General features: G+C 65.8%; 14 protein-coding genes. 8 read left to right on the top strand and 6 right to left on the bottom strand.

Annotated elements, in window-relative coordinates; all coding sequences use genetic code 11:
• The first annotated feature begins 28 nt into the window (after positions 1–28).
• The 7 genes from M8J71_RS09235 (at position 29) to M8J71_RS09205 (ending at position 6,909) form a co-directional block, all read left to right on the top strand.
• Positions 29–1,033 (top strand): sugar phosphate isomerase/epimerase family protein, encoded by a 1,005-nt coding sequence (locus M8J71_RS09235; protein ID WP_256247609.1) that lies wholly within the window; start codon positions 29–31, stop codon positions 1,031–1,033.
• Positions 1,034–1,088: 55 nt separating this feature from the next.
• Positions 1,089–1,787, top strand: coding sequence for a ThuA domain-containing protein (locus M8J71_RS09230; protein ID WP_256247608.1), 699 nt, complete (start codon positions 1,089–1,091; stop codon positions 1,785–1,787).
• The gene (locus M8J71_RS09225; protein WP_256247607.1) at positions 1,772–2,899 is read left to right on the top strand and encodes a Gfo/Idh/MocA family protein; all 1,128 of its coding nucleotides are present in this window, start codon (positions 1,772–1,774) and stop codon (positions 2,897–2,899) included. The genes M8J71_RS09230 and M8J71_RS09225 overlap by 16 nt, the downstream gene beginning before the upstream one ends.
• 125 nt (positions 2,900–3,024) lie before the next feature.
• Positions 3,025–3,474 (top strand): helix-turn-helix transcriptional regulator, encoded by a 450-nt coding sequence (locus tag M8J71_RS09220; protein WP_256247606.1) that lies wholly within the window; start codon positions 3,025–3,027, stop codon positions 3,472–3,474.
• The gene (locus M8J71_RS09215; protein WP_256247605.1) at positions 3,471–3,890 is read left to right on the top strand and encodes a VOC family protein; all 420 of its coding nucleotides are present in this window, start codon (positions 3,471–3,473) and stop codon (positions 3,888–3,890) included. The genes M8J71_RS09220 and M8J71_RS09215 overlap by 4 nt, the downstream gene beginning before the upstream one ends.
• A gap of 35 nt (positions 3,891–3,925) precedes the next feature.
• Positions 3,926–6,331, top strand: a complete 2,406-nt coding sequence (locus M8J71_RS09210) for an ATP-binding cassette domain-containing protein (protein WP_256247604.1) — start codon at positions 3,926–3,928, stop codon at positions 6,329–6,331.
• A 5-nt stretch (positions 6,332–6,336) separates the two neighbouring features.
• A complete protein-coding gene (locus M8J71_RS09205; RefSeq protein WP_256247603.1) occupies positions 6,337–6,909 on the top strand; it encodes an MOSC domain-containing protein in 573 nt (190 codons plus the stop codon).
• An 18-nt stretch (positions 6,910–6,927) separates the two neighbouring features.
• Here the strand turns inward: M8J71_RS09205 and M8J71_RS09200 are convergent, their stop codons facing one another.
• Both M8J71_RS09200 and M8J71_RS09195 read right to left on the bottom strand, forming a co-directional pair.
• Positions 6,928–8,103, bottom strand: a complete 1,176-nt coding sequence (locus M8J71_RS09200) for an MFS transporter (RefSeq protein ID WP_256247602.1) — start codon at positions 8,101–8,103, stop codon at positions 6,928–6,930.
• Entirely contained in the window at positions 8,100–8,765 is a 666-nt protein-coding gene (locus M8J71_RS09195) for a GntR family transcriptional regulator (protein WP_256247601.1), read from the bottom strand. The genes M8J71_RS09200 and M8J71_RS09195 overlap by 4 nt, the downstream gene beginning before the upstream one ends.
• Before the next feature lie 74 nt (positions 8,766–8,839).
• On the opposite strand from M8J71_RS09195, the gene M8J71_RS09190 reads away from it, so the two are divergent.
• On the top strand, positions 8,840–9,562 hold the full coding sequence (locus tag M8J71_RS09190) for an SDR family NAD(P)-dependent oxidoreductase (protein WP_256247600.1): 723 nt from the start codon (positions 8,840–8,842) through the stop codon (positions 9,560–9,562).
• Positions 9,563–9,612: 50 nt separating this feature from the next.
• Here M8J71_RS09190 and M8J71_RS09185 read toward each other — a convergent pair whose 3' ends face one another.
• From M8J71_RS09185 to M8J71_RS09170, 4 genes are read right to left on the bottom strand one after another with little or no spacing between them, the layout of a single operon-like run.
• Positions 9,613–10,431 (bottom strand): SDR family NAD(P)-dependent oxidoreductase, encoded by an 819-nt coding sequence (locus tag M8J71_RS09185; RefSeq protein WP_256247599.1) that lies wholly within the window; start codon positions 10,429–10,431, stop codon positions 9,613–9,615.
• Complete coding sequence (locus M8J71_RS09180; RefSeq protein WP_256247598.1) at positions 10,428–11,660, bottom strand: glycoside hydrolase family 1 protein; 1,233 nt, start codon at positions 11,658–11,660, stop codon at positions 10,428–10,430. Before M8J71_RS09180 ends, M8J71_RS09185 begins: the two co-directional genes overlap by 4 nt.
• An 8-nt stretch (positions 11,661–11,668) precedes the next feature.
• Positions 11,669–14,320 (bottom strand): alpha-L-rhamnosidase, encoded by a 2,652-nt coding sequence (locus M8J71_RS09175; protein ID WP_256247597.1) that lies wholly within the window; start codon positions 14,318–14,320, stop codon positions 11,669–11,671.
• Positions 14,321–14,355: 35 nt separating this feature from the next.
• Positions 14,356–15,711, bottom strand: a complete 1,356-nt coding sequence (locus M8J71_RS09170; RefSeq protein ID WP_256247596.1) for an MFS transporter — start codon at positions 15,709–15,711, stop codon at positions 14,356–14,358.
• Positions 15,712–15,799 lie beyond the last annotated feature (88 nt).

Below are 15,799 nucleotides of genomic sequence, written 5' to 3'. Positions count from 1 at the left end.
GACCGTGAATACAGGAGAAGGAACACCTATGACACGACCCATCACGCTTTTTACCGGCCAGTGGGCCGACTTGCCGTTCGAGGAGGTGGCCCGGCTCGCCGGCGAGTGGGGCTTCGACGGGCTGGAAATCGCCTGCTGGGGCGACCACCTGGACCCGCGCCGGGCTGCGGAGGACGACAACTACCTCCAGGGCCGGCTGGACATCCTGGAAAAGAACAACCTCCAGGTCTTCGCCATCGCCAACCACCTCACCGGCCAGGCCGTGTGCGACGATCCCATCGATGAACGCCACCAGGGCATCCTGTCCGCGGAAATCTGGGGCAACGGCGATCCGGAGGGAGTCCGCGCCCGGGCCGCCGAGTCGATGAAGGACACGGCACGGGCCGCTGCCCGCCTCGGCGTCAAGACCGTCACGGGGTTCACCGGGTCGTCCATCTGGAAGGCCGTCGCCATGTTCCCGCCCGCCCCCGAGTCAATGATCGACGCCGGCTACCGGGACTTCGCGGACCGCTGGAACCCCATCCTTGACGTCTTCGAGGAACAGGATGTCCGGTTCGCCTTGGAGGTCCACCCCTCCGAAATCGCCTACGACTACTGGACCACCAAACGCACCCTGGAAGCCATCGGGCACCGCAGGAGCTTCGGGCTGAACTTCGACCCCTCCCACTTCATCTGGCAGGACCTGGACCCCGTGATGTTCCTGCAGGACTTCGCCGAACACATCCTCCACGTCCACGTGAAGGAATCCGTCCGCCAGCTCGATGGCCGCAACGGACGGCTGGGCTCACACCTCGCGTGGGCGGATCCCCGCCGCGGCTGGGACTTCGTCACGGCAGGCCACGGCGACGTGCAGTGGAACCGGATCTTCAGGACCTTGAACGCCATCGGCTACGACGGCCCCACCAGCATCGAATGGGAGGACGCCGGAATGGACAGGCTCATCGGTGCACCCCAGGCGCTGGCCATGGTCCAGGAGCTCGCCCGGATTGCCCCGCCCGCAGCGGCTTTCGACGCCGCGTTCGCCAGCCGCTGACCCAATCCTCCCGCCGGCCCTCAGCGTGCCGGTGGATAAACAAAGGAACTCCTTAATGACAGATCGCAAGAATGCCCTGGTGGTCCGCGGCGGCTGGGACGGCCACCAGCCGTACGAGGCCACCGAACTGTTCATTCCCTACCTCAAGGACAACGGCTACGACGTCCGCGTCGAGGAGTCCCCCAAGGTGTACGCCGATGCCGATTACATGGCAGGCGTGGACCTGATCATGCAGTGCATGACCATGACCACCATCGAAAAGGACGAGTTCGCCGGGCTGCGGACGGCGGTGGAAAACGGCACCGGCCTGGCCGGCTGGCACGGCGGGATCGCCGATTCCTACCGCAACAACTCCGACTACCTCCACCTGATCGGCGGCCAGTTCGCCTGCCACCCCGGCAAGCACCCGGACGAGTGCATCGGCGAGCAGTCGGACAACTACGTGCCCTACACCGTGAACATGCTGCCCGCAGCCGCGGAACACCCCATCACCCACGGCATCAAGGACTTCGACCTGGTCACCGAACAGTACTGGGTCCTCTCCGACGACTACATCGACGTCCTCGCCACCACCACCCAAAAGGTCCGGGAATGGGACCCATGGAACCGCGAAGTCACCTCCCCCGCCATCTGGACCCGCCAATGGGGCAAGGGCCGCATCTTCGTCGCCACCCCCGGCCACCGGGTCGAAATCCTCCAGGACACCAACGTCCGCACCATCATCGAAAGGGGCCTGCTGTGGGCAAGCCGTTGAAAGTAGGAATTGTCGGCTGCGGAGCCATCATCGCGCAGTACCTGGCCAGTTTCCGGAAGCTTGAGGACATCGAGCTTGTAGCGGTAGCGGACCTGGACCCGGCGCGGGCCCAGGCGGTGGCGGAGCAATACGACGGCGTCCGCGCCGTCTCGGTGGACGAGCTCCTGGCGGCGGACGACATCGAGTTGGTCCTGAACCTCACCATCCCGGCCGCGCACGGCGAGGTGGCACTGAAGGCCGTCGCCGCGGGCAAAAGCGTATACGGCGAGAAACCCCTCGCCGCAACAACTGCCGAGGCACGCGAGGTGCTGGACGCAGCGCGCCAGGCAGGCGTCGTCGTTGGCTGTGCGCCTGACACGGTACTTGGCACCGGCATCCAGACCGCCCGCAAGGCGATCGACGACGGGCTGATCGGCGCCCCCATTTCCGCCTCCGCCACCATGGTGACACCAGGCCACGAGCGCTGGCACCCGAATCCGGACTTCTACTACCAGCCCGGCGGCGGCCCGCTCCTGGACATGGGCCCCTACTACGTCACCGCCCTGGTGACCCTGCTGGGCCCGGTCGTCTCGGTGATGGGCACAGCGAGCCACACCCGCAATGAACGAACCATCGGTTCCGGACCCCGGCAGGGCGAAAAGGTCCCCGTTGCCATCGACTCGCACGTCACCGGCGTCCTGACCCACGCCTCGGGTGCGCTTTCCACCCTTTTGATGAGCTTCGACGCCGTCAAGTCCAAGTCCCCGAACATCGAGATCCACGGTGAACGCGGATCGCTCGTGGTGCCGGACCCGAACCACTTTGATGGCGAGGTCCAGCTGTTCTCCCTGGGCGCCGACGGCTGGGAAACCCTCCCGGCGTCCGCGGGATACGTCGACTCCGGACGCGGCTTCGGCATCGCGGACCTTGCCGCCACCCCGGAAGGCGCCGAGCCCCGCGCGGGCGGCACCCTGGCCTTCCATGTCCTTGAGGTCATGGAGTCAGTGCTCGAATCAGCCCATACCGGTTCCGCGGTACGCATCAGCAGCACCGCGGAACGGCCCGCCGGCGTCGAGCTGACCGTCCTCACCGGGGACGTGCAGGAACTCCAGGCGCAGGAATCCGCTTCCTAACCAGGGCGCCAGCTTGCGCCCGTGCCGGGCAGGGTCCGCGAAAGCGTTCCCTGCCCGGCATTGTGCTGTTTCGGCCGGGTCCGCAACTCTGGACAACTCCGCCGGGGCGTAGCACCATCTGAAAGGTGACCACCAGCCCCATCTCCGACGCCCGCCTGCGTGAGCTCCGGGATCTCCGCCGCGTCAAGGACCGCATCGACCGGGAGTATGCACAACCGCTGGACGTCGAATCCCTCGCCCGGGGCGTCCACATGTCAGCCGGGCACCTCAGCCGCAGGTTCAGGCTCGCCTACCAGGAATCGCCCTACAGCTACCTCATGACCCGCCGCATCGAACGGGCCATGGCCCTGCTGCGCCGCGGTGACCTTTCCGTGACGGAGGTGTGCTTCGCCGTCGGCTGTTCCTCCCTGGGCACCTTCAGCACGCGCTTCACCGAGCTCGTGGGGATGCCCCCAAGCGTCTATAAACAGGAAGCCGCGGCATCGACGGCGGGCATCCCGGCGTGCGTGGCAAAACAGGTCACCAGACCGGTCAGGAATCGAGAAGCGCCCGCGCCCGAGCCGCTACTAGCATGACTGCCATGGACATCACCATCAGCTCAAGTTTCCTTCCGCACACCAATCCCGACGCCTCTTTGGCGTTCTACCGCGACGCCCTGGGCTTCGAGGTCCGCAACGACGTAGGCCGCGGGACCATGCGCTGGATTACGGTGGGCCCGGCTGGCCAGCCCGACGTTTCCATCGTCCTGCACCCGCCGGCGGTGGACCCGGGCATCACCGACGACGAACGCCGCACCATCGCGGAAATGATGGCGAAGGGCACCTTCGCAACCGTCATCCTGTCCGCTCCGGACGTGGACGCCGCGTTCGCCAGAGTGGAGGCGACCGGGGCCGACGTCGTCCAGGAACCCGTCGACCAGCCCTACGGCATCCGCGACTGCGCCTTCCGCGACCCCGCAGGCAACACCGTCCGCATCAACCAGCAGCCCTGAGCTGGGAGGATTGGAACCCAACAGATGGAGACCCGATGAGCACGGACACCAGTACCGCCACGAACACCGATCCCCGGGCGAACGGGCTGCACGTCGCCGACACCCACGACCTGATCCGCGTCCAGGGCGCGCGGGAAAACAACCTCAAGGACGTCAGCGTTGAGCTGCCCAAGCGCCGGCTGACAGTCTTTACGGGTGTGTCCGGCTCCGGCAAGAGCTCCCTGGTCTTCGCCACCATCGCCGCGGAGTCGCAGCGCATGATCAACGAGACCTACAGCGCGTTCGTCCAGGGCTTTATGCCCTCACTGGCCCGCCCCGAGGTGGACTTCCTGGAAGGCCTGACCACCGCGATCATCGTGGACCAGGAGCGGATGGGCGCGAACCCGCGCTCCACCGTGGGCACCGCCACCGACGCGAACGCCATGCTGCGCATCCTCTTCAGCCGGCTCGGCACCCCCTACGTCGGCCCGCCCACGGCCTACTCCTTCAACGTGCCCACCCGCAAGGCCAGCGGTGTGATGTCCACGGAGAAGAGTGACGGCCGGGTGGAAAAAGCCGTGGTCCAGCAGGCCGTCTACCTCGGCGGCATGTGCCCGCGCTGCGAGGGCATGGGTGCAGTCAGCGATATTGACCGCACAGCCCTGTACGACGACGAAAAGTCCCTCAACGAGGGCGCGCTAATTGTCCCGGGCTACTCCATGGACGGCTGGTACGGGCGGCTGTTCGAAGGCATGGGCCTGCCAATGGACAAGCCGATCGCCAAATTCACCAAGAAGCAGCTGGACACGATGCTGTACGCCGAGCCCACGAAGATCAAGGTGGAGGGTGTCAACCTGACCTTCGAGGGCATCATCCCCAAAATCCAGAAGTCGATGCTGTCCAAGGACCCCGAGGCGATGCAGCCGCACGTGCGCCGCTTCGTGGAGCGTGCCGTCACCTTCCAGACCTGCCCGGACTGCGAAGGGACCCGGCTGACCCGGCAGGCCCTGTCCTCCAAGATCAACGGCAAGAACATCGCCGAGCTGTGCCAAATGCAGATCAGCGACCTCGCCGGGTGGGTGCGCGACCTCAAGGACCCCTCGGTGGCTCCCCTGCTCAAAGGCCTCCAGCACCTGCTCGACTCGTTCTCCGACATCGGGCTGGGCTACCTCAGCCTCGACCGGCCGGCCGGCACGCTGTCCGGCGGCGAGGCCCAGCGCACCAAGATGATCCGGCACCTCGGGTCCTCGCTCACCGACGTCACGTACGTCTTCGATGAACCCACCATTGGGCTCCACCCGCACGATATCGAGCGGATGAACCAGCTGCTGCTCCAGCTGCGGGACAAGGGCAACACCGTGCTCGTGGTGGAGCACAAGCCTGAGACGATTGCCATCGCCGACCACGTCGTCGATCTTGGTCCCGGGGCCGGCACCAAGGGCGGAACCGTCTGCTTTGAGGGCACCGTCGAGGGGCTGCGGAGCAGCGACACCATCACCGGCCGGCACCTGGAAGACCGCGCGGCCCTGAAGGCTGCAGTCCGGAAGGCCTCAGGCGCAATGGAAGTCCGCGGTGCCTCGACGCACAACCTGCAGGGTGTCGACGTCGACATCCCCCTCGGTGTCCTCACGGTGGTCACCGGGGTGGCCGGCTCGGGCAAGAGCTCCCTCATCCACGGTTCCGTCGCAAAGCGCGAGGGTGTGGTGGTGATCGACCAGGGCGCCATCCGCGGGTCCCGCCGCAGCAACCCGGCCACTTACACGGGCCTGCTGGAGCCCATCCGCAAGGCGTTCGCGAAGGCCAATGGGGTAAAGCCGGCGCTGTTCAGTTCGAACTCGGAGGGTGCCTGCCCCACCTGCAACGGTGCCGGTGTCATCTTCACCGAGCTGGGCGTGATGGCCACCGTGGAGTCACCGTGTGAGGACTGCGAGGGCCGCCGCTTCCAGGCTTCGGTGCTGGAGTACACGCTGGGAGGCCAGAACATCGCGGACGTGCTGGCGATGTCCGTGACGGAGGCAGCTGCCTTCTTCGCCGAGGGCGAGGCCAAGACCCCGGCGGCGCGGGCCATCCTTGCGCGGCTCGAAGATGTGGGCCTGGGTTACCTCAGCCTCGGCCAGCCGCTCACCACACTCTCGGGCGGCGAGCGCCAGCGCCTCAAGCTCGCCACCCAGATGGCCGAAAAGGGCGACGTCTACGTCCTGGATGAACCCACCACCGGCCTGCACCTGGCGGATGTGGAGAACCTGCTGGGCCTGCTGGACCGGCTGGTTGATTCGGGCAAGTCCGTGATTGTCATCGAGCACCACCAGGCCGTGATGGCGCACGCCGACTGGATCGTCGACCTCGGGCCGGGAGCCGGGCACGACGGCGGGCGGATCGTTTTCGAGGGTACGCCCGCTGACCTTGTGGCTGCCGCCTCCACCCTCACCGGTAAGCACCTCGCGGCTTACGTTGGTGCCTAGGCGGCATGACCGAGACCTATAGGTACGACGTCGAGATCCTGCACCTGCTGGTCTCGCCTGCGCACGCCTATTTTGGCCGGGCTAAGGACGGCGCAGCGGACGTGCCAACTACGGATGCCGAAACGGCGGAGGTGATAGCCGGGAAGGGCATTGTGGGCGACCGCTTTTTCGGCAAGGCGGCGCACATGGATGCTGCGGTGACTCTGTTCGCCGTCGAGGCCCTCGAAGCCATGGCCGCGGAACTGGAGACCGGGCCGTTTGATCCCTTGGCCACCCGGCGGAACGTGATCCTGCGCGGGGCCCACCTGGCTCCGCTGCTGCGCCAGGACTTCGCGCTGGAGTCCGGGGATTCCGTAGTGGAGTTCCACGGCGGGCGGCCCGCTCATCCGTGCGCCTGGATGAACGAGGTGTTGGCGCCGGGAGCCCACGCCGCTATGAGGGGCAGGGGCGGCATCCGCTGCCGGGCACTCACCAGCGGTAACCTGCACCGCGGCCCGGCGGTACTGGTCAGCCCTGTTCCGTTGGATCCTGGGCAGGCCGGGCTGCCTTCGCTGCTGCGGCCGGGCCGGCTGCCGTAGCTAGTCCGAGTGCACGCCTTAGTCCAACTTCACGCCGCGGAGCAGCAGCAGTGTCCCGCCCACCACCACGGCTGAAGCAAGGAAAACACCCCCGGCACCAAGCCCTGCCGCAACCACCCCAATGGCACTCGGCAGGACCACCTGGCCCACCCGGTTCCCCGCGAGCCTAAGGGCCAACGCCCGTCCGCGCTGCCCCGCGGGGGCCTGCGCCGAAAGCCAGGACATGGTCAGCGGCTGGCCGATGCCAAGCCCCAGCCCGAGAACGGCCATCACAACAAACAACAGCCAAGCCGGCATGGGAACCGCCGCCACGGCCAAGGCGACGGTGGACAGTGCGAGGCTCAGCACCAGGAGCCTCATGCGGCCCAGCTTGCGGGACACCCGGCCCAGCATGATCCGCGAAACCATGGAAAACACTGCACGGACAGTGAGCATGGCCCCCACTGTTGCCGCAGTAAGCCCGCGTTCGGATCCGAGCGCCGGGAGGTACACCATGGTCAGGTCCACCACGGCAAGCACGGTGGCGCTGGTGGCCAATGCGCGGGCGACGCCAGGGGTCCTGAGCAGTGAGAGTGCGTTGCCGGTCTTGCCGTCAACTGCAATTGCCTTCCTTTTCGCGCCGCTGACATGTGCTGCCACACCAAACGTGGTCACGAAGAGTGCCAGGCTCATGCACGTCGACAGGAAGAAGATCGCCTGCGTGTCGGGGCGAATGGAGGCACCACCCACGAAAGAGATCGCCAGGGGTCCGAGGGCCTGGCCCAGGGAGGCGGCGAAAGTCAGGTAACCGAAGGCTGCGTCCATGCGGGCTGGGGCAGCGTTGTTGGCCACCACGGCCTGCTGCCCAACAACGCATGCGAGTTGTCCCGCACCCAGCAGCGCGGTTCCGATCACCAAGGTGACGATTGACGAGCCCCACAGCAGCAGGAAAGCAGAACAGGCAAGAACGATGGCGGACCCGATGGCCATCAGGCGGCGCTCACCCAAGCGGTCCACCAGGCCGCCCGTCGGGACCGCGAGCAGCAAGGGAAAAACAGCATAGCTGGCAGCCAGAAGGCCCAGGGCAAACCCGGGAACGTCCAGTTCAAGCGCACGGTAGGTGGCCGCGGGCCGGACCAGGAAGGTCACGGCCTGGATCAGCGCGGAATGGACCAGGAGGGAAGTTGTTGTGCGGCGTCCAAGTTCGCCGATCATGAGATGCCCAGGCGGCTGCCCGAAATGGCACGCACCGCGGCATCACGGGCGCCCATGACGTGCTCGAAAGCTATCTTCGCAGCGTTGTCCGGATCGCCTGCGGCCACGGCGTCCACCAATGCCCGGTGCTGGACCAGGGCTTGGTCGCGCCGTTCCTGGGTGCTGTTGGTGAAGTGCCGGTACCGCTCCATGTGGTTTGACACTTGGTCATGGAAACGGCGGGCCCAGGAATTTCCGGCAATCTCCGCGAGCCTGCTGTGAAGCGCCATGCCCTGCCGCATTGCGTCATCGGCGAATTCCACCACTGCAGCGTTACGTGCAAGGATGCCTCGGAGCGCTTCGATGTCAGAAGGCGTGGCCTTGATGCAGGCGTTCCGTGCCATTAACGACTCCATGGCCGCCCGGACCTCGTACAACTCTGAAATGGCTGCCTCGTCCAGGCTGGGCACCAGGACACCCCCGGTGGGCTGCTGCTCCAGGAGGTTCTCTGAGATGAGCCGCCTGATGGCCTCGCGCAGCGGCGTACGGCTCACTCTCAAGGAGGAAGCCATTGCAGGCTCAAAAATCCGCTCCCCCGGCTTCAGCTCAAGGCTGAGGATCTGCCGCTTGAGTTCCGCGTAAACAAAATGTGCGCCGGTATTCCGTGCCGGTAAATCAGTCATGTTCGACCTCCGGCACTGATCATACTTGTATAGATGTATACAAGTATCACCGACCCGACCGATAGGGTGTAGGCATGCGTGTTTTTGTCACTGGCTCCGTTGACGGGCTGGGACGGGCCACTGCCCGGACCCTTCTGGAGAGCGGGCACGATGTTGTTGTCCATGCACGGAGCACCGTCCGGCTGTATGCCGTCCAGGATCTGGTGGACGGCGGCGCCGAAGCCGTGGTGGGGGACCTGGCGGACCTGGAACAGACGCGCGATATCGCCCGGCAAGTCAACGAGATCGGCCGCGTGGATGCCGTCGTTCACAACGCGGGAGTCCTGCACAGCCCGGACATCTTCCAGGTGAATGTTGTGGCCCCGTATCTCCTCACCGCGCTCATCGAACGCCCGCAGAGGCTGGTCTACCTCAGCAGCGGGATGCACCGCGGCGGACACGCCGATCTCAGCAGGCTCGAAGCGGGCACGGGAAAGGTGAGCTACTCGGACAGCAAGCTCTACCTCACAGCTCTGGCAACCGCCGTCGCCCGTTTATGGCCGGACGTCCTCAGCAACACCGTCGATCCCGGCTGGGTGCCCACCCGCATGGGCGGCGCGGGGGCGCCCGATGACCTGCGACTTGGCCACCTGACCCAGGAGTGGCTCGCCACCAGCGATGACCCGGCGGCGCTCACCAGCGGCGGCTACTGGTTTCACCAGACCCGCGAGAAGCCGCATCACGCAGCCCGCGACGAGCGGTTCCAGAACGCGCTCCTGGACCACCTGGCCGTTGTCACCGGCGAGCGCCTGGCCTGACGGGGCTAACGCTTTCGGTTGAGTGCCCTACCGGCGGCACCTCCTGAGGCTCAGATGGTCTGCCCGGCGTCGGCCAGGAGGGTGCTTCCGGTCATGATCGTGGAGAGGTCGCTCGCGCAGAAGAGGACAACGCGCGCGATGTCGTCCGGGGTGCCCATCCGGCCGATGAGGCTGTTGGTCATGACGGCCATCGCCGTTCCCGATTCGCTGGGCGGATGCGCGGCTGCCGCGGCCATGTTGCCTTCGGTGGGCACGAAGGTGGGTGCTACCCCGAGGACGCGGATCCCGAGGGGGGCGAACTCAAGGGCCATCTGCTTTGTCATGCCGCGGACGGCGTGCTTGGATCCGACGTAAGCGCAGAGCCCGGTCGCTGTCCCGCTGAATGCGGCGGTGGAGACGATGTTGATGATGACTCCGCCCCGGTTGGCACCGGCCATATGCCGGGCGGCTTCCCTGGAACCGTTGAAGACACCACGGGTGTTCACCGCGAAAACCTGCTCCCAGGTGTCATCCGGTGTTTCCAGGACCGGAACGCTGGGGAAGACACCCGCGTTGTTCACCCAAATATCGATTCCACCGAACTCCGTGGCTGCGGCTGAAGCGGCGGCGCGGACGGATTCGGAGCCTGAGACGTCCATGGCGACGCCGAGCGCCCGCACGGGAAAGCGTTCGCTGATTTCGTCGGCCGCGGCCTGCGCCCTTTCGGCGTTGATGTCGCCGATGAGGACGTCCGCGCCCGCTTCTGCCAGCCGGAGGGCGATGGCCTTGCCGAGCCCCTGCGCACCGCCCGTGACCACCGCCTTCCGGCCGGCCAGGGACAGGAGCTCAGCGAGGGGCGCGGCGGAGACGTCGGCGAAAGCCGTTGTCATGAGAGGACCCTGGCGTTCAGTGCGTTGTGTTGGGCCACGCCGCCCAGCCAGGCAAGGCTCGGCTTCGCAGTCCGGACGAAGGTGTCCCTGTCGACGGCGATCAGACCGAACGTGGGCTCCCAGTGTCCCCACTCGAAGTTGTCCAGGAGTGACCAGTGCAGGTAGCCACGCACGTCGATGCCCTCAGCGATGGTGTCGTGGAGGCCGACGAGTGCTTCGGTGGTGTATCGGATCCTTTGTTCGTCATCAGCGGTGGCAATGCCGTTTTCGGTGACGAGGACCGGAACACCATCGGTCACGTCCCAGGCGTGGCGGACAGCCATGCTGAGCGCGTCCGGGCGGTACGCGGTACCCACTAGCGTGTTGTCGGGGTGCGGCGGGTGCGGGACGAGGCCGTTGGCGTCCACTTCCTGGCTGGAGTAGGCCTGGACGCCGACGAAGTCGTCGCCACGGCTCCCCTCCCAGTAGACGTCCTCTTTGCCGTACCGGATCTCAAGGAGTTTTTCCTCCCCGCCGGGCGCCGGAGTGAGTGCGCCGGCGGCAATGGTCCAACCGACCTTGGCGTTGGTACGTGCCCGGACAATGTCACGGGCGGCACGGTGGATGGCAGTGAAGGTGCGCCCGATTTCGGGATCCGCGTAGGTGAGGAAGTCGCTGTGCGTCTGCTTCTTCTCCCCTTCGGCCTCGACAGTGGGGCTCTGCCACTGGGCACTCTGGTTCTGCTGCATGCGGCGCATGGCGGTCATGATGGCCGCCTGCATATTGGGTTCGTTCATGGTGACCACCCATTCCACCCCGTCCAGGATTTCCGTGGCAGCGGTGACGTAGCGCTGGAACTTTTCGGACGCATCCGAAGCCAGAAAGCCGCCGTCGTTCGCAAACCACTGAGGTGTGGTGAAGTGCTGCAGCGTAACCACGGGCGTGACGTTCCGCTCGAAGCAGTACTCAATCATCCGGCGGTAGTGGGCAAGCTCGGCCTTGGAAAAGTGTCCGGGGACCGGTTCGATCCGGGACCACTCGAGGCTGAACCGGTAGGAGGTCAGGCCGGCGTCGGCGAGGAGGGCGATGTCCTCGCGGTAGCGGTGGTAGCTGTCGCAGGCGTCGCCGGAGAGCTCCATGCCCGGCATGGTGAGCTCGCGTGCCCACCAGTCGCTGTTGACGTTGTTGCCTTCAATCTGGTGGCCGGCAGTTGCGGCGCCCCACAGGAAGCCGTCGGGAAAAGTAGTCATGTGGTCCTCTAGGTTGCGTAGGTTAGGTGGGTGTTGGCGGAAGGGACGGCTCTTGCCGCCCGGTATCTGCCCGGGCCGGCGGAGTATTCGGTTCCGTCGGGGAAAACGATTCGGGCTTTTGTTTCAGCCGGGATATAGGCGTCGATCCGGAGTTCTCCGCCATCGAGCTGCCAGTGGACCTTGATGGTTCCGTTGGGTGTCTCGTGCGACCCGCCCGCCCAGGTCAAGTCCGCGCCAGGGGTTGGAGCAATGACGATGGACTGCCATGCCACCGACCCCGGATCCTGCCGCAGGCCGAGCGTATATTCGTGAAGGAACCGGAGGACAGTGCCCTTGCTGTAGTGGTTCAGGGAGTCGTGGGCGTTGCCCTCGCGGTCGATGCCTTCCCAGGATTCCCAGATGGAGGTGGCGCCCCTGTCCACCATGTACAGCCACGACGGCGCGCTGCGCTGCAGGAGCAGCTCGTACGCGACGTCCTCCCGCCCGGCCTCAACGAGAACCGGCAGGAGGTCCCCCGTGGAAAGGAAGCCTGTCCCCAGATGTGTGCCTGCCTGCCGGATCAGCTCGACAAGCCGGTTCACGGCTGGCACGCGGGCATCTTCCGGGAGGAGGCCGAACGAGAGCGCCCGGACGTAGCTGGCCTGGCTGTCCGTGGCAGTAGTGCCGTCCTCGAGAACGTAGGCAGCTTGCCACGCCTGGCGGACGGAATCGGCGATGATTGCATACTTTGCCGCGTCGTCGGTGCGGCCCAGGACGTGGGCTGCCCGGGAAAGTATTGACGCGGAGCGGTGAAGGTAGGCCGTGCCCACCTCGCCCTTGTCTTCCATGAACCAGGCCATCGGGTTGTCCTGGACGGGGTCGATTAGTTTCCCGTCGGCGTCGCGCTTCTTCGGCTCGGTCCATTCCCCCCAGTGGAAGGTGCCGTCCCACAGGTACTCCTCGAAGGGCTCGGTTGGGGTCTGGGCGCGGGCGTGGTGGCGGGTGGTGCGTGCCTTGTCGAGGGCCCATTGTACCCACCGGTCCATGGCGTCCCAGTTCTCGGCGAGCACCGCTTCATCCCCGTATTCTTCGTAAAGTGCCCAGGGGACGGTGACAATCGCATCTCCCCACCCGGCGGAGCCGGTCATCATCGCGAACTGTTCATCCAGGTTGTTCTTGATGCGGCGGCCGTCGGGGGAAAAGTTGGCGATGCGGCCGTCCTCGAGCTGGTCGTCGCGGACTGACCGCAGCCACTTCCGGCTGAATCCGAGCACGTCCCGCAGTCTCGTGGCGGTGGAGATGAACACCTGGTAATCGCCCGTCCACGCCAACCGCTCACGGGTGGGGCAGTCGGTCGGCACATCCACGGCGTTTCCGAGGAAGCTCCGTTCCCCGATGCGGTGCAGGCGGTTGAGGTCCTCGTTGCTGCAGGAGAATTCGCCGGTAAGGCGCAGGTCGGTGTGAACCACCTGCATGGTCAGCGTGGACGGATCCAAAGCGGCGCCGAGACGGCTAATCCGGGCGTACTGGAAGCCGTGGACGGTGTGGCGGGGCTCGAAGACTGCTGCGGCGGGTCCTGCAGTCACTTCATCGCGCTGCGAGAAAGTTATTGCCCGCTCGCCGGGGCGGCGGGAATCGAGGTGGGCGGTTGAGAGGTCCCCGTCCGGGCCTACGTGTTCGCCGTACTCGATCACTGTGCGCGTGCCCTCTGGTCCGAGGTCCTCGAGCCGGATCCACCCGGACGCGTTCTGGCCGAAGTCGGCCACCCACACGCCCGGCCTGACCTCGTCAATCTGTTCCGGCGGACGGGAGTCAATGACTCGTACCGGTGGTGCCGGCGACCATTCGATCGGTGGCGCCTCGACCTGGTCCACGAGTACTTCTACCCGTGGTTCATCATGCTTGCCGAAATCAACGCTTTGCCCGTCCATCAGGTCGGCGCGGGTCGTCGTCGAGGGTGTGCTCGTCCAGGTTCCGTCCGTGAGGATAACCTGGCGGGTTCCGTCGTTGAGCTCGATGTGCAGTTCAGCACGCGCTCCCAGGGTGGTGCCCCAGCCGGCCGGCAGCCGGAAGGCGCCCACCTGGCCGCGATACCAGCCGTCAGATAATTCAATGTCCACCCGGTTGCGTCCAGGCCTCAGCGAGGATGTCACGTCGAAGGCCTGCGCGTAGAGCGTGCGGTCGTACGACGTCGACCCGGGGGACAGTTCGGCGGTGCCCGTCCGTTCGCCATTCACCGCCGCTGTGTAGAGGCCCAGTGCCGTGGCGTAGAGCCTGGCTGACTTCACGGCGCCCGGCAGCTCGAAGTGAGTGGCCAGGATATGCGAAGGGCGTCGACCGTAACCAGGATCATCGTTCTCCACTGGGGAGATCCACGAGGCGGTCCAGTCCGGGTCGAGGAGTCCGACTTCGAACGCAAACCAGTCAGACCATCCGGCATTGATTCCCGTGACCCTGGCCCGCCACTGCACCCGCTGCCGGCTGCGCAACGGCTCCCAGGGCCACGGAACGTACAGGTGGGCCGTGGTTGTGGCGGACTGCTGCAGTACCCCGTCGATGAGCGCCTCGAGCTCAAACTCGGCGCCAGCAGTGGATTTCCACGACAGCCTGGGGGCGGGCCCCGCGACGGGGAACTGGTCCCCGCCACTGTCAACGGTCAGATCGTAGGGCACTCCGCCCATGTGTGGTCCTTCTTCCTTGAATTGGTGCACAGCGCCTAGCGGACTGCCTTGACCTTGAGCGCGATCACTGCCCCGCCCAGCAGGGCAAGGACGGCACCGGTGAGGTAGAGGAGCGTGTAATTCTTCTCTGCACCGACGGCTCCCAGGGTGATGACAAGGGACGCGATGAGCGGGGCGACGGCGCTGGGGATTTTCTGCGCGAAGGCCACGACCGCCATGTACCGCCCGGTTTCGGTACGGTTCGGCAGGATGGCAAAAATGATGGCCTGGTCGACTGTTGCGAAGACGGCGATGGCAGTCTGCATGAGGACGGCACCGATGATCAGCTGGGGCAGGGACCAGGCAAAGGCCTCGGCTACTGCGCCCGCGACGAAGAGAACGGCCGCGATAAGCACGAACAGGCGGCGGCGCTTAAGCTTGTCCGACAGGAACCCGCCCAGCAGCGCGCCCCCGGCGGCTGCAACGACGCCGAGCATGCCGATCGTTGCGACGACACCGGCGACCTCCCGCACAGGGAGCTCGAGGCGCTGGGCGTAGAAAAAGGTGCCAAAAGTGGTGTTGAAGTACAGGCCCATAAAGAACACGAACCGGCCCAACCAGTTCCAGGCGAAGTCCGGGTACTTACGGACGTTGAAGCCGTAGCTGGTGACCACGGATTTTGCAGTCACTTGGGAGGTAACGGCAAGGTCCTTGGAGCTTCCCTCAGGCTTGATCATCGGGAACAATGCCAGGAGCACGGCCCCGATCACACCCGGAACAACAAACACCAGCAGGGTGTTGGACGAGACTGCGTAGGCCACTCCAATGCCCAGCACGGGGGCGATCTGGGTCATCAGCCCCGTGAGTGCGGAAACTTTTCCTCGCTGTTGCTCGGGCAGCTTGTCAGCCATCAGGTTCTGGATCGCGCCGCCGGAAATAGACCATCCCGACATGCCCAGCACCCAGCCGGCGCCCACGATCAGCAGGTTCGGCGCTGATCCCATCACGATCAGGCCGGTCAGGCCGATCGCCGTGCCCAGGAAGATGAAGGGTGTGCGCCGGCCAAACCGCGATCGGGTGCGGTCGCTCCAGATCCCGATCAACGGGCTGATGACAAGGTAGATCAGCTGCGCGGTGCCGGTGATGTAGCCCAGAACCTCTTCCTGCCCTGGGGCGAGTTCGCTGATTCGGACCGCGATGCCGTAGGAGAGTGGCACCATCATCGCCATTGATGCCCCGAAGCTGGCGAGCATCAGCCAGAAAACGTACCCCCGGCTCACCGGTGTCTGGGGTTCCTCAGGGACGGTCGAAACGCCGTCGGAAGCTTCGCCGGGATTTTGGTTGCCGGGCACCGGCTGGGCGGCCGCAATGCCGCCAGCGAAGCCAGAAGCCTCGTGTTCGTTCGTAGTCACCTATGACTCCTTAATTGGATGGCTCCCGTCCGCAGCACCGCAGACGCTCGGACGACAGCTGTGTCGAAACCACGTAAATAGTAACCAC

Source organism: Pseudarthrobacter sp. R1 (assembly GCF_024494415.1).
Classification (GTDB): domain Bacteria; phylum Actinomycetota; class Actinomycetes; order Actinomycetales; family Micrococcaceae; genus Arthrobacter.
Note: the sequence above shows the minus strand (reverse complement) of the source record. Positions and strands in the feature narration are given on the sequence as shown.

Coding starts and splice junctions, on each gene's coding strand:
- M8J71_RS09210 (WP_256247604.1), top strand. CDS start 3,926: ATGAGCACGGACACCAGTACCGCCACGAACACCGATCCCCGGGCGAAC.
- M8J71_RS09205 (WP_256247603.1), top strand. CDS start 6,337: ATGACCGAGACCTATAGGTACGACGTCGAGATCCTGCACCTGCTGGTC.
- M8J71_RS09190 (WP_256247600.1), top strand. CDS start 8,840: ATGCGTGTTTTTGTCACTGGCTCCGTTGACGGGCTGGGACGGGCCACT.
- M8J71_RS09185 (WP_256247599.1), bottom strand. CDS start 10,431: ATGACAACGGCTTTCGCCGACGTCTCCGCCGCGCCCCTCGCTGAGCTC.
- M8J71_RS09200 (WP_256247602.1), bottom strand. CDS start 8,103: ATGATCGGCGAACTTGGACGCCGCACAACAACTTCCCTCCTGGTCCAT.
- M8J71_RS09230 (WP_256247608.1), top strand. CDS start 1,089: ATGACAGATCGCAAGAATGCCCTGGTGGTCCGCGGCGGCTGGGACGGC.
- M8J71_RS09180 (WP_256247598.1), bottom strand. CDS start 11,660: ATGACTACTTTTCCCGACGGCTTCCTGTGGGGCGCCGCAACTGCCGGC.
- M8J71_RS09195 (WP_256247601.1), bottom strand. CDS start 8,765: ATGACTGATTTACCGGCACGGAATACCGGCGCACATTTTGTTTACGCG.
- M8J71_RS09215 (WP_256247605.1), top strand. CDS start 3,471: ATGACTGCCATGGACATCACCATCAGCTCAAGTTTCCTTCCGCACACC.
- M8J71_RS09235 (WP_256247609.1), top strand. CDS start 29: ATGACACGACCCATCACGCTTTTTACCGGCCAGTGGGCCGACTTGCCG.
- M8J71_RS09175 (WP_256247597.1), bottom strand. CDS start 14,320: ATGGGCGGAGTGCCCTACGATCTGACCGTTGACAGTGGCGGGGACCAG.